The organism is Streptococcus sp. 1F3 (assembly GCF_054968985.1).
The window spans coordinates 25,029-39,148 of record NZ_JBUEQR010000008.1 but is presented as its reverse complement, the minus strand read 5'-3'; the positions used below and the strand labels follow the sequence as shown (position 1 = coordinate 39,148).

Sequence of the window (14,120 nt, the reverse complement as noted above, 5' to 3'; positions counted from 1 at the left end):
ACTGACTTTGGACTTCTTTTAGACATAGGAAAACTCCCCTTTAGCTTCTAGTGAATTTTTGTTTTTTCACTGTCCACTATAAGGGGAGTATATCATTTCTTCTGTTGTCATAGTGTTTTATACTCATTTCGTTTACCTTTTATTACTTCGACGATTGTGGAAACTTCGTTTCCTTATTTCCAACTTCCAATCATCTTCTAGATGAATTGAGGAAACTTCGTTTCTTTATTTCCAGCTTCCAATCATCTTCTAGATGATTGGAACTCACTTTGCCGTACTCTACGATTGTTACTGACTATCGTCAGTATGATTTCCAACCTTCAACAGTCCTTAGACTGTTGAAGCAGCCTGCAGATCCTTGCCTAGTACGAATACTCTTTAAAAATCAAAAGGATCCTTCGTCAACTCGCCTTGGTGAAGGCTCGTTCTACCTTCGGCTTCGATTATAAGGAAAGTAGCGGTGCTACTCTCATTTCCAACCTTTCACAATTCTTAATTGTGAAAGCTAGTCTACTTTTGATTTTTATTGAGTATAAAAGTAAACGAAAGAACTATAGCTTTTCATCTACCCACTACAGTTGATAAAGAGCCGAAAAAACCAATTCCATTTTATGGAATTGGTTTTTGTCTTATTAGTTTCCTGCAATTTCAGCAGCGTGGTCGTCCATTGAAAGAACTTCGTGGAAGACACGTTGTGTCAATTCAGTCTTTTGTTCCTTAGTAAGGTACTTCGTGTTTACACAGTAACCTGAGATACGTACGATAACGTCCTCACCGTTCATGATCTTGTCATAAACGTCTTGAAGGTCCATAACGTTCAAGTTTACGTGTTGTCCGCCATTTTCAAAGTAACCATCAAGGATTGTGACCAAGTTGCTAACTTGCTCGTCGAATGTTTTACCGAGTGCTTTTGGTGATACTTGAGTTGTCAATGAAATTCCGTCATTTGCATGTTTGAAGTTCAGTTTAGACAATGAATTCAAGTTTTGCAACCAACCACCACGGGATTTAGAAGTTGGGTTTGCACCTGGTGGGAAGAATTCAACTTTAGAAGTATTGACAGAGCCATCTTCGTTTAGGAATACTCCACGGTGGACAGGTGAGTTCGCTGTTTGTTTAGAATAAGCAACGTTTGAAGTGATTGTCAAGATTGAAACAGTTGCCTCTGCATTCTTGTACAATTTATGCTTGTCTAAGCGTGAGAAGAATGCTTCCATGAGCCATTTTGCAATGTCATCTACGCGGTCATCATCTTCACCATAGCGTGGGAAGTCACCAGTTACTTCGTAATCGTAGATAAAGCCGTCTTCGTCACGGATTGGTTTTACTTGTGCGTATTTAATTGCAGAAAGTGAGTCAACGGTGTTTGCAAATCCACAGATACCGAATCCCATGTTTGCGCGAAGGAAGGTTGGCAAGAATGCCATTTGAACAGCTTCGTAGTTGTACTTATCTGTCATGTAGTGAATGATATTCATCGCATCTACATAAGTATCAGTCAACCAATCAAGCGCTTTTTCAAAGTTTGCGATAACTTCGTCGTATTCGAAGATTTCAGAGTTATTTGGCTCTACGCAATCAAATACTTTATAGTCTTTATGGACATCGTCATAACCATTGTTCCAACTTGAAAGAAGGGCTTTAAGGACATTTACACGTGCTCCGAAGTATTGGATATTGTGGCGTTTGTCTTCGCTTTCTGGGTCAAGTGGTGATACACAGCAAGAGATACAGCTCATTTCACCGTATCCGTCTTTAGCCATTGTGGTTACCCCTTCGTATTGGATAGAAGAGTGCTTGTGGCTCATTGCCATACAGTAGCGACGGAATGAATATGGAAGTTGTTCAGACCAAAGAACAGTCAAGTTTGGTTCTGGAGAGTTGCCGATATTGTCAAGAGTATTCAAGAAACGGTAGTCCATCTTTGTAACACGGTGACGGCCGTCATTCCCCATACCTGCCATAGAAGTTGTAAGGAAGGTTGGGTCTCCTGAGTAGATTTCGTCAAAGGCTTTGGTACGAGCAAATTTAACAGTACGAAGTTTCAATACAAAGTCATCGACAAATTCTTGGATTTCTGACTCGGTGAATGTTCCACGAGCTAAGTCACGTTCAGCATAGATGTCGAGTACGATTGGGACACGTCCAAGTGAGGTTGCTGCACCGTTAATCACACGACATACAGCCATGAAAGCGATATTTGTCCATTGGATTGCTTCTTTTGTATTCAAAGCAGGACGACGAACATCTACACCATAGTGGTCACCTAAGCGAACAACTTGTTGCAATGCTTGGTATTGTAAGTTGATTTCTTCACGAAGGCGGATTGACTCTTCATCGATTTCGTTGATCGAGTTCCAGTCTGCCACTTTTTCTTCCATCAAGTAGTCTGCACCATAAAGAGCGAGACGAGCGTACATACCGATGATCCGTCCACGTGAGTAGGCATCTGGAAGACCAGAAACGTGGTGAGAGTGACGAGCACGGCGGATATCAGATGTATAAGCACGGAAGATACCGTCGTTTACAGTTGTCGCATGTTTTGTGTAAATTTCATGGAGAAGTGGATCAGGAGTATAGCCGTTCTCAATCAATGTTGTTTCAGCCATACGGATACCACCACGAGGCATAAAGTTCAATTTGAACAATTCATCATTTTGAATACCGAAGATAACTTCGTTTTCTTTGTCGATGAAACCAGCTGGGATATCAGCGATTGAAGTTGCACGATCGACATCCATTGGGAAGCGAGTATCTTCGTACCCTGCTTTTGTTTCCTCAATGATTTTCTTGATATGAAGAGAGCGTTCCGTTGGACCTGCAAGGAAACTTTCATCTCCGTCATATGGAGTGTAGTTAGCTTGAACAAAGCGGGTCACGCTAGCTTTTTCTTGCCAGTCATTCCCTTTGAAACCTTCCCAAGCTTGGGCGAAAATGTCTTCAGTTACATTTTTTGTCTTAACCTTTGTTGACATGAGGGTTCTCCTTTTATATTTAGACACAATGCGTCTTTATGCTTCCTATTATACCACTTGTAACCACTTTATACAAGGGAGAAACCCTTGAAAATAAATGAAAAAACTTACAAAAAGCTTGCATGTTTTCATCTTTTTTCATAGAGGATTGTAGTGATTTTTGGCGTAAATGGGAAAGTTAGGCTATACTAGAAAGAGAGGTGAGGAGAGGATGCTGATTTTTCCTTTAATGAATGATACATCGCGGAAAATTATTCATATTGACATGGATGCCTTTTTTGCTGCCATTGAAGTGCGGGATAACCCGAGTTTGAAAGGCAAGCCTGTGATTATTGGTCGGGATCCGCGCCTGTCTGGTGGACGTGGGGTTGTGTCAACCTGTAGTTATGAGGCGAGAGCTTTTGGGGTACATTCTGCCATGAGTAGTAAAGAAGCCTATGAGCGTTGTCCTCAGGCTATCTTTATTTCAGGGAATCATGAAAAATATCAGGAAGTTGGCCAGCAGGTCCGGCAAATTTTCCACCGTTATACGGATCTGGTAGAGCCTATGAGTATTGATGAAGCCTATCTTGATGTGACGGAAAATAAAAAAGGCTTGGGTTCTGCGGTCAAGATTGCTAAGCTCATCCAACATGACATCTGGAATGAACTGCATTTAACAGCTTCTGCAGGTGTGTCTTATAATAAGTTTTTAGCGAAGATTGCTTCAGATATGGAAAAGCCCCATGGACTGACGGTCATTTTACCAGATGAGGCAGTTGATATCTTATCTGGCTTATCCGTAGAACAATTTCATGGGGTCGGCAAGAAAACAGTTGAAAAACTCCATAAAATGGAAGTATTTACGGGGGCAGACCTGCTTGAGATTCCTGAGATGACCTTGATTGATACGTTTGGTCGCCTAGGCTATGATCTGTATCGAAAGGCGAGAGGAATTTCCAATTCTCCTGTCAAAGTCAATCGCGTCCGCAAGTCAATCGGCAAGGAACGCACCTACCGCAAACTTCTCTATCTGGAAGCAGATGCTAAGAAAGAGCTGGCTAGTCTATCTTTACGAGTAGCTGAGAGTTTACAGGCTCATGGCAAAAAAGGAAGGACTATTGTTCTTAAACTCCGCTATGCTGATTTTACAACCATGACCAAGCGGATCAGTATAGCTGAAGCCACCAATCAGGTAGCGCTGATCCAACAGCGGGTTGAGGAAATGTTGGAGCAGGTAGCAGAGTGGGATAAGGGGATTCGCTTGCTAGGAGTAACGATGACCAATTTTGTTGACTCGTAAGGGATAAAGGCTAGGAGTTGTATGTTTAAGGGAAATTAATGGTAAATTAATATGATAATATATGTAACTAAATATATACAAATAATAAAAAAGGTGGTACAATAAAAAGAAAATGCCTAAGGAGGCTTTTGTACATGATTCATTTAGTGTGCCCGAATCCTGCCCTAGATCGAACGCTATTAGTGGAGCGGATTGAGAAAAATATTCCCCTTCGTCCAAGTGAAGTGAGAGAGTATCCTGGTGGGAAAAGTTTTAATGTTGCCTATGCCCTCAAAGAAAATGGTGTGTCTGACTATCTTATTCATACCATTTTAGGGGGTCGGATTGGCCAGTATATTCAGGACTTAAATAGGGATAAGGGCAATGCCCTACAGGTTGTGGAAAACTCACAAAATACCCGTACTTGTAATATTTATGTAGAGACAGAAACAGGTGATGTAACCTTGTTTTATGAGAAAGGTCTGGACTTGACAGAAGAGCTACTTGCGCAATTCACCCACCAATTAGAAGAGGGGTTGTCAGACGGAGACTGGCTCGTCTTTTCTGGAAGTCTAATGAAGGGCATGCCAGATGAGTATATCAAAGACTTGATTGACCGTCATCCAGGTGTTCATACCATCGTGGATACCAGTGGGGCAGCCTTGCGTGCAGCCTATCAATCCCAGCCAAGTTTGGTCAAAATTAACAATGAAGAGCTTAAGGATATTTATCCAGAATTGGACGAAAATAGTCCGGAGCAGATTTTAGCCATTTTGAAGGAAAAAACACCTCATGAAAATATGATTGTGACCATGGGAGCCAAGGGGAGTTTGGCAAAGATTGGTCAACGGTTCTTCCGAGTGGCTCCTTTGCGGGTTGATGCCCTCAATCCGATTGCTTCAGGAGATTTTTACTTAGGTGTCTTGGTCAAGGGCTTGAGCCGACAAGAAGCTCCTGAAGTCTATCTCCGCGAGGCGGCAGCATTTTCTGCGGCGAATTGCCTACAGTACTTCCCAGAAGTGGATCAAGAGCAATATCAAGAATTGTTGAAAAAAGTAACTGTTGAGGAATTGTAGAAAAGATAAAGGACGATCATACAAAAATAAGAAGCTAGCATTTCCTAGCTTCTTATTTTGGGTTTTCTATCTACTTAATGACCTAGTTCAAATTCTCCAAGGATAATTTGCCCATTCGTTGATTGAATAGTGAGTTTATTGGTGGTCTCTTTTGGTGTATATGTCGCTTTGGCCCCGTTCTGATTTTCTTCGATTTTGAGATCCTTATACTCGCTATCTAGCTTGATTCCCATTTGTTCGAGATGTTCCTTTTGGAATTCTTCTTCTTGAGCATCGAATGTTTCCTTTATTTCGTCCCCTGTGTAGGAATTTGGATAGTAGTAGTTTTTGCGTAATTGCTCCCAATTATAGGTCACGCTTAAATCCAGTTGGGTATCCTTTTTACTCTTTTCAGATAAGTTGATATGGAGGTACGCATGTTCGAACCCGCTTGTTTCTACTTGGGTTGTGCCGAGAATAGTAGTATCATGTAGATGGACAGAGCTAGCTTTTTGAATCATGACGTTTTCAAGGATACTAGCTTGATACGATTGTGTATCAACGGATGCATCAATGGTCATATTTTTCAAATGAGAGTTAGTAAAATGGAGACTTCCGCTGGTTGATGAATGGATCGTTCCATCTGCCATTGTAACATTATCACCATTGACATAGCCAGACCAGTCAAGCTCCTTAATATGGACATTGTTTAAGGTGAGGAATGAGTTAGTGAAATAGTTCCTGCCAGAAAGTTTTTCAATCGTTTTTCCTTTTGGAACGAGAATGGTCAATTCTTGGAGTTGCTGGTCACGTCTAAGCGCCAATTCTTGCCCCAGAAACTGCATAATCCCTTTTATATGTAAATTTGTGTCTTTTTCTTCCAAAATGAGTGTTTGATTTGCTTGTTCTAGTGTAAGCGTATGATGGCGAAGACTATCAACATTTGCATAGCGGATATGGAACTGGTTATCTGGGGATTGCTCTAATCGGACAGGTCTTGAGATAGGCTCCAGTTTGATTTCGCGAATATCTGGATAGGTTTCTTCCGTTAGGCTTGGAGTTGCAATTGTTTCTAGATCTTCAATGCCACCCATGAAATAGCCGATTCCACAGAGAATCAGACCAGAAATTACGGCGATGAAGCCTAGTGATAAGGTAATGGTTATTTTCTTTTTCATGCTGTTTTACCTCGCTTAAGAATCCATTGAAAGAGGGTCTTGACTAGACAGCCTGACCAGTAGGCAAAGAATCCGGTCACGATGTAGAGAATCGTAGCTCCACCGATGAGACCAACTCCTGTACCAAATCCCATCAAAAAGGCTGGAAGGGATTGACCAAAGAGGCTAAAGGCTTCCCAGATAAAGTAACCACCTATCACGATGAGACAAAGCCCAAGGACAAAGGAAAGGAGAATCAGCCCCGCGATGCTTGAGATGATGAGAAGCAGTGCCCCGATAAGACAGAGTAAGAGAGGGACAGCGATTGGGAGCGATAAAAGGGCAAGCAAGGCGAGCCAGACCGTCTTGGTCTTACTTTTTCGCTCGGCGGTCATTTCTTCTTCTATGTGGCGGTCGAGGATGTTGTTGATGATGTCGCTAGCAGCTTCCTTGGGGGAGCCTAACTCTTCAATCAAGGCAGCTTCTCCATGTGGACCAGCATCATCGAAATATTCTTTAAAATAATTGACGGCTGCCTGGTATTCTTTACGGGGTAGTTTTTTTAGGTGTTTTTCCAGTTGTTCCATATATTCAGTTCTTGTCATGACGAATGCTCCCTTCTATGATGCCATTGATAGTCGAAGTATAGGTATCCCAGTCCTCTTTGAGATCGATGAGGTGTTCGTGCCCTAGTTGGGTCAAGCCGTAGTATTTGCGGGTACGTCCTTGGTATTCCTGGGAATAGGTTGCTAGGTAATCATTTTGTTCCATCTTCTTTAAAATGGGGTAGAGGGCTGATTCCTTAATATTTGCGATTAGTTTAATCGTCTGGCTAATCTCATAACCGTAGGAATCATTGGATTCTAGAATTGCTAGGATGAGAAATTCTGTCAGTACAGCAGGTACGGGAAAATACATCTCAAGACCTCCTTTGTTTGAATACTCGTGCATCATCAAGTTCTGACCTTGTTGGCTTCAGCTCTATCAGCCGTTTCATCGCCTAGTCAAAGGTTGATGGTTGTAGAGTATAAGATATAGATTGAGTATGGGTTTTAATTGATTATATATCAAAATTTATTATATATCAAATATACACCTATTGATTGGAAATGTCAATAGATTTAAGATACGAGAGCGTGAGACGAGTAAAGCAAAAATAGGCGGCCGAACAGAAGTTGCTTGCAACTTCGTCGTGAGACCCCGGCGAAGATAGCTAGGCTAGTCACAAATGAAATGCAGTGAATAGTCAGCTAGCTACCGCCAATTAAACAAAGTATATTTCTTATTCATTGTTGATCTTTTTTCCGAGCTTTTAGCTCGAGTTCAATTAAGATGTGAGGACGTGAAAAACTCAAAGCGTACCAAAGGTATCCGTATCTGTAAGCGAACAAAGTTCGCAACGGTTATAGCAAAATAGGAAATTTGACGAGTGAAAAGCCCCAGTAGAGGTTTTCAGCCTATCCTTAAAGGGATTCTCAGTTACCATCGGCTAAAGCCAAAACAGCTATTTATCTTTTTTCTAGAACCTAGTTAAACCAAGATACAAAAGCCGTAAAGTGAGCCAAGTAAACATAGAGGGCTTGCGATGTGTTTGATGATAAATATAGACGAAAAGACTAGAAAAAAACTAGAGAGCTCTTTCTCTAGTTTGGGTCTTGTTGCTTAGTGTTGAAAAAGGCGCGAATATCTTCTTCTTGTATTCCAATCATGGGGTCAATCCTTAGCATATTTTCTTTCGTAAGAATGTAGGTTTTAGAGGTCTCTTCTAGGCTGACGGTAGATTTGGTGTCGATTGCCCTATTCTGTTTGGCTTGTCCTGCCTCAAAGCGTTCCTTGAGGTAGGTCTTTCGGACGGTACCTGCATTTTTAACAGCATAGTCAAAAGCGCTATAGTCTCCCAAGAGAATGAGTTTGCTCTTTGAACGGGTAATAGCTGTGTAGATGAGGTTTCGTTGGAGCATGCGGTAGCTGGTTCGTGTGATTGGAAGAATCACGACTTGAAACTCGCTTCCCTGCGATTTGTGAATGGACATGGCATAAGCTAGGGTGATTTTGTACCATTCATTGCGGGGGTAGACGATCTCGCTACCATCAAAGTTGATGGTGATTTCATCTTGTTTAGAGTCGGTATATTTGGCAGGTAGAAGATCGGTAATATATCCTAAATCTCCGTTGAAGACATTGGCTTCGGTATCATTGACCAAGTGAATGACGCGATCACCTTGACGGAAGTGGGTATCGTTTTGGAGAAATTCTAGTCTCCCTTCCTCAAGTGGGTTAAGAAGGGCTTGAGTGGTGATATTGAGTTGGTCAATACCTGCTTGTCCTCGATACATAGGGGCAAGAATTTGTACTTCCTGAGCCTTGATTCCTGATTGGACAGCGGCACTGACAATCCGCTCAATAAGGGCAGGAATTTGTTCATTTTGCGCTTCAAAGTAGGAGCGGTCTGCTTTTTTCTCTCGAAAATCCCTAGGTAGTTGTCCTTGACGGATCTGGTTGGCTAGGGTAACAATCGTTGAATCATCGGATTGGCGGAAGATTTTCTCCAAGGTAATGCTCGGGATGGCAGGGATTTTCAGTAGGTCTGCGAGGACCTGACCGGGACTGACAGAAGGGAGTTGTTCAGCATCTCCTACGATTAAGACCTGGGTGGTTGATGAAATGTGTTGAAAGAGTTGGTTGGCTAGCCAGGTATCCACCATGGAAAATTCATCAATGATGATCAGCTCAGCATCCAAGTACTCATCACGGTAGCTTTCTTCTTGACCTTCGGTTAGGCCTAGATGTCGGTGAATGGTCGCACTCGGAAGCCCAGTTAGTTCATTCATTCGTCTAGCTGCTCTACCTGTTGGGGCAGCTAGTATAATCGGACACTCCCCTCTTGCCTTGGTTAGGTTTATTCCGTGGAGCATGGCATAGATGGAGATGATGCCATTGATTACGGTTGTCTTACCGGTTCCTGGACCGCCCGTTAGGATAAAAAGGGGATTGTTGATGGCTTGGTGAATGGCTTGTTTTTGAATGGTGTCATATTGGAAACCAGACTGTTCTTCGATTTCTTTAATGGCTACCTCAATCTTTTCGGCAGAAAAGGCCTGCGTCTCTTGTTTGTCCAATAAACGTTTGATTTGTTTATGGATACCTTGCTCTGCAAAAAAGAGGGAATTATCAAAGATTTTGGTATCAATCTGTTGCACCTTACTTTCTTGAATCAAACCTGTTAACTCTTGTGCAACAAGAGCAGGGTCAAGTTCAGTCTTGCGGGCTGTTTCAAGGACATCTAAGGTATGCTCCAATAAATCACGGGCTTCGACATAGGTATCTCCTGTCTCCATGGATTGGTGCATTAGACTGTAGAGCATGGCAGCACGAAAACGCTGTGGAGAATCGCTTGCAATTCCTAGATTTTCTGCTATCTTATCGGCAATGGTAAAGCCTAGCCCTTGAATATCTTCCACCAGTTGATAGGGATTTTCTGTAACAATATCTAGCGTTTTTTCCTTGTATTTGTCTTGGATTTGAAAGGCTAGTTTAGTTGGAATACCGTACTCGGCAAGTTTTGCCAGAGTGACTTCTGTACCGTAGTTAAAGCGTAGTTTTTCGATAAAAGCCTGACGATGTTTTGCAGAAAGCCCTGTAATTTGGGTTAGTCTTTCAGGCTCGGCTAGAATATGGTCAATGGTATTTTCCCCGTAGAGTTCTACAATTTTCTCAGCCGTTTTACGGCCGATTCCCTTAAATTGATTGCTGGAAAAATATTTTACCAGACCGGCAGAAGTTGGTTTACTGCGTTCATAGTGCGTGATTTGTAGTTGTTGACCGTATTTGGGGTGGGTGACTAAGTGACCGTAAAATTGATAGTCTTCTCCCTCGATCACATCTGCAATCGTTCCTGTCACGATGATTTCATAGTCGTCGTAGTCACTATTGGTATCATCAATTTCAAGGAGGAGAATCTTGTAAAAATTAGTCGGATTTTCAAAGATAATCCGATCGATAGTTCCAGTAAAATAAAATTCACTCATATCAACTCCTGCTTCTATAGACTATTGAAAAATCACAGGCTAATAGCACTCTAGTTACGAATCGTACTGGGTGCGCTCGGTAGGCCTGTGATTGATGCTAGAGCTTGTATACACAGCTCAATTCTTTCGTTCAAAGTGACGGTTTTCTTCTGACTTATCATCCATTTTTTACTAGCCGACGAGCTTCCTTTAAAAAATGGAATGAAATCTTTTTTAAAGGGAAATACCCAAGAATTTATAGATAGGAGTGTTTAAAAGCCTTGGATACGATTAAATGGGTAGACACGGGAGATGATCTTTCCTTTAATGGCTGATTTTCTGAAGGTTCCAACTCTACGACTATCTGAGGATACAAGTCGGTCATCTCCTAGGAGATAGTACTGGCCTTCAGGAATTTCGACGGTGAAAGTAGGGCTTCCTTGTGCATCCAGTGTGAAGGCTGAAGCATCTTGTGCAATCGCTTGAAAGGCCTGATTATAAGAGTAGGTAGCCTGAAGTTTGTCTTGGGCAAAGGCTGCCTTGTATTCTTCGAGATATTGTTCTTCTACTTCTTGACCATTGATATAGAGGGTATCATTTTCGTAGTGAATAGTGTCGCCAGGTAGTCCTATGATACGTTTTACGATTTGTTTTTCTTTCCCGCTATCATCTGTTTCAGTTGCGACCACGATGTCAAATCGGTCAATATCTCCGATCTTTAGCATGACCAGTACATCCTTATCGTGTAGGGTAGGGTCCATTGAATGTCCTTCAACACTTACCAAATTCCAGATAAACAATCTGGAAAGAATAATGACAGCAAGAACGAGGGAGAAAACGCCCCATTCTTTAAAAAAATATTTCATTGATAAAACCTCATTTACGATGTGATAGTAGCGCTTGCGCTTTTTGGGTGTTGGCAAAGTGCAATTTAGCTATTTTTTCTAGCCCTGTCATACCATATTGGGCTAGGATTTTACAAGCAACTTGATCGGACTGCTTTCCAGCACCTGATGGTAACTTGTACCCTATTTCCTGGCTTAGTTGGGCTAGATTTTCCAAAAACATGGCGCGTGCAATGATAGAAGATACAGCGACAGCCAAGTATTTTCCCTCAGCCTTTTCTTCTAAGGTGACAGGATTTGGAAAGTGATTGGTCTCTTGTGCTAGATACCGCTTGTAGTTTTTACTACTGGTAAAAGCATCAATGACAATCTGCTCTGGGTCCACTCCTTTTTGTAAGAGTAAGAAAATGGCTTGATTATGAAGTGCGACCTTAACGGACACAGCATTGTGTCCCCCTTTGATGACTTCGTTGTATTTTTTGGGGGTAAGAAGGAGGGCCTGGTGCGGGATTTTTTCTTTTAGTAAGGGGGCAATTTGGGAAATTTTTTGATCGGTCAGTCGTTTGGAGTCATCAACACCCAGTGATGTGAGAAAAGTATGGTCATTTGGAGTGATGAAACTAGCGACCACAGCAAGACCACCAAAATAAGAACCATTGCCCACTTCGTCTGTCCCAATCATTGGAACCTGTTGAGACAGGGTTTGTTGTGAGCTTGGATGATCTGCCTGATAGCCCCACTTTTGAGCCTGCTGCTGGGCATTCTCCCCTTGAAACATGACCTTTCCGGATTGGTAGAGAGTGATACTCACTCCCTCTACCTTGAAAAAGGCTTCTACGTAGGGATTGGTACTCGGCACTTGGTTGCTAGCATAGTGTGCCTTGATTTGGTCCTTTTGTCTGTTATCAACTGTTATCACAAGATTACTCATTTTTTTATTATATCATAAAGGGGGGAAAGTGTGGAAGTAAGAGACAATCCTCTTTGAAAATCAATAGGATAGGTGGATTGTCTTCTCTCTTACTTCGACTGTAAACCGGAGAGAAAAAACAAACACCTTGAGCATATCAAGATGTTTGAGGAGATTTATGAAAAAGAAAAGTTTTTAGGATAGGTAAAGTATAGTCTTTCATTCTTAACCTTTTCTTAACTGAAAGATGAAATCGCACCTTTTTATGGCATTAGATTTTCTGGTCCATTAGCCGTTGAATTTGTTTAGGACGAATGAGAATGAGGGCGACGATGATGACCGAGAACCATATAAGAATGGGAACTAGAGTAGGTTTGGAGGTGGAGTCGACACCAGCTGTTGCCAACATAGAAGCAAAATCAATCATAAAATGGATAAAGATCGTCCACCACAGACTGCGCGTACGAATGACAACTGCAGCAAAGTAGAGACCTATCGCCATAGCATAGTAGACTTGAAAGAGAGTGACATCAAGTGCTTGTGTACGCAAGTTTCCCAGATGAGCTAGTCCAAAGACTAGACTGGAGATGAGAGCAGCCTGTAGGACGTTTTTATAGGAGTGTAGTCCGTCTTTAAAGGCGATTTGTAGGAGAATGCCCCGACAGATGTACTCTTCAACAAAGCCAGCTCCTAGAGCCGTTACCAGAGCGATTGGTAAATAGTCTAGATGTTCCATAAACCCAAAGATGAGTAGAGGAATGCAGATGAAAAACAGGTAGATAAGATTGAGCCAGTTGACCCGGAGCTGCTCTCCGAGGCTAAAGCGGGCTTTTAGGGGCATCTTCAGAGCTAGAAAGCGATGTCCAGCTAGGTAAAAGATAAGAGCCAGTAATCCCGTCTTGATGACATAGTAGGTGGTTCCGGTGAGAAAATAGGATAAAACATTCAAGCCCCAATTTGCTACAAGTAATAGTAGGCTATAGAGGCAGATTTGGGATAGTGCTTTTCTAGGCATGGTTTCTCCTTGATGAGTGTACTTTGAGCGACTTTTTCTCTAGTCCTTTTTTGAAACTACTAGATTCTGCCTGGATAGAAATAGTCTCGAGAGTAAGAGGATGGGTAAAGGTCAGCTTGTGGGCATGAAGCATGAGCCTATTGGCAGAAATCTTACTATAGAGGGGATCTCCGATAATAGCATGTCCATGATGAGCGAGGTGCACTCGAATTTGATGGGTGCGTCCGGTTTCTAGTTGGCATTTGACCAGACTTGTATTTTTAAACTGTTTTAGGCAAGTCATCCTTGTTTTGGCTACTTGTCCTTTCTGTGGGTCGACTACCCGTTTGCGTCTGTCATGACGGTGACGTCCAATCTTATCCGTGATGATGTGTGGCGTTTGGGGAACGATTCCTTGGCAGAGAGCAAGGTATTCTCGGAAAATCACCTTGTCTTCTAGGAGCCGATTTAAAATCGGGAGAATAAAAGGATTTTTGGCAAATAAAATCGCACCACTCGTTTCTTGATCCAGACGGTGAACGACGTAGCAGGTTTGCTGGACATAGGCTGATACATGGTTGAGGAGAGCGATTTCGGTCGGGTGGTTGCCGTGGGTTTTCATGCCTTCTGGCTTATTGACCACAATCAGATGTTCATCTTCATACAGTACGTCGACTAGCTCGCTTTGCCCCCAGGGGATTGCTTTTTCAGGGTAATCTTCTTCGTCAAAGCTAAGCTCCAATAAATCGCCAGCTTGAATCAGGCTCTGCCAATTGACGATCTGCTGGTTTACACGGACATGTTTTTTAGTGCGCAGGAAGTGCCGAATCTTTCGAGGAATCAAAAAATAATCTTCCAATGCCTCCTTGACGGTCATAGGGGGAAACGGATTAGGAATGGTAATGGTATATTTCAT

11 protein-coding genes are annotated in these 14,120 nt (G+C 42.2%); 2 read left to right on the top strand and 9 right to left on the bottom strand.

The genetic code is table 11. From position 1 onward, the window contains the following. Positions 1–632: 632 nt before the first annotated feature. Positions 633–2,975: a formate C-acetyltransferase gene (gene pflB, locus ACVPON_RS00380; protein WP_462874904.1), complete on the bottom strand. Its 2,343-nt coding sequence runs from the start codon at positions 2,973–2,975 to the stop codon at positions 633–635. 211 nt (positions 2,976–3,186) lie between these two features. Between pflB and dinB the strand changes: the two genes are divergently transcribed. Further along, positions 3,187–4,257: a DNA polymerase IV gene (dinB, locus tag ACVPON_RS00375; RefSeq protein WP_462874902.1), complete on the top strand. Its 1,071-nt coding sequence runs from the start codon at positions 3,187–3,189 to the stop codon at positions 4,255–4,257. Positions 4,258–4,391: 134 nt separating this feature from the next. Continuing rightward, the gene (locus tag ACVPON_RS00370) at positions 4,392–5,312 is read left to right on the top strand and encodes a 1-phosphofructokinase family hexose kinase (protein WP_462874900.1); all 921 of its coding nucleotides are present in this window, start codon (positions 4,392–4,394) and stop codon (positions 5,310–5,312) included. A gap of 74 nt (positions 5,313–5,386) precedes the next feature. Here ACVPON_RS00370 and ACVPON_RS00365 read toward each other — a convergent pair whose 3' ends face one another. The 8 genes from ACVPON_RS00365 to ACVPON_RS00330 form a co-directional block, all read right to left on the bottom strand. Next, positions 5,387–6,469 (bottom strand): DUF4097 family beta strand repeat-containing protein, encoded by a 1,083-nt coding sequence (locus ACVPON_RS00365; RefSeq protein ID WP_462874898.1) that lies wholly within the window; start codon positions 6,467–6,469, stop codon positions 5,387–5,389. Beyond that, a complete protein-coding gene (locus ACVPON_RS00360; RefSeq protein ID WP_462874896.1) occupies positions 6,466–7,053 on the bottom strand; it encodes a DUF1700 domain-containing protein in 588 nt (195 codons plus the stop codon). The genes ACVPON_RS00365 and ACVPON_RS00360 overlap by 4 nt, the downstream gene beginning before the upstream one ends. Next, a complete protein-coding gene (locus ACVPON_RS00355; RefSeq protein WP_462874894.1) occupies positions 7,040–7,366 on the bottom strand; it encodes a PadR family transcriptional regulator in 327 nt (108 codons plus the stop codon). The genes ACVPON_RS00360 and ACVPON_RS00355 overlap by 14 nt, the downstream gene beginning before the upstream one ends. Before the next feature lie 725 nt (positions 7,367–8,091). Next, positions 8,092–10,476, bottom strand: a complete 2,385-nt coding sequence (gene recD2, locus ACVPON_RS00350) for an SF1B family DNA helicase RecD2 (protein WP_462874892.1) — start codon at positions 10,474–10,476, stop codon at positions 8,092–8,094. A 251-nt stretch (positions 10,477–10,727) separates the two neighbouring features. Further along, positions 10,728–11,321 (bottom strand): signal peptidase I, encoded by a 594-nt coding sequence (gene lepB / locus ACVPON_RS00345; RefSeq protein WP_462874890.1) that lies wholly within the window; start codon positions 11,319–11,321, stop codon positions 10,728–10,730. Between the two features lie 10 nt (positions 11,322–11,331). Further along, the gene (gene rnhC / locus ACVPON_RS00340; protein ID WP_462874888.1) at positions 11,332–12,231 is read right to left on the bottom strand and encodes a ribonuclease HIII; all 900 of its coding nucleotides are present in this window, start codon (positions 12,229–12,231) and stop codon (positions 11,332–11,334) included. A gap of 250 nt (positions 12,232–12,481) precedes the next feature. Beyond that, entirely contained in the window at positions 12,482–13,225 is a 744-nt protein-coding gene (locus ACVPON_RS00335; protein WP_462874886.1) for a lysostaphin resistance A-like protein, read from the bottom strand. Beyond that, positions 13,218–14,120, bottom strand: coding sequence for an RluA family pseudouridine synthase (locus ACVPON_RS00330; protein ID WP_462874884.1), 903 nt, complete (start codon positions 14,118–14,120; stop codon positions 13,218–13,220). The genes ACVPON_RS00335 and ACVPON_RS00330 overlap by 8 nt, the downstream gene beginning before the upstream one ends.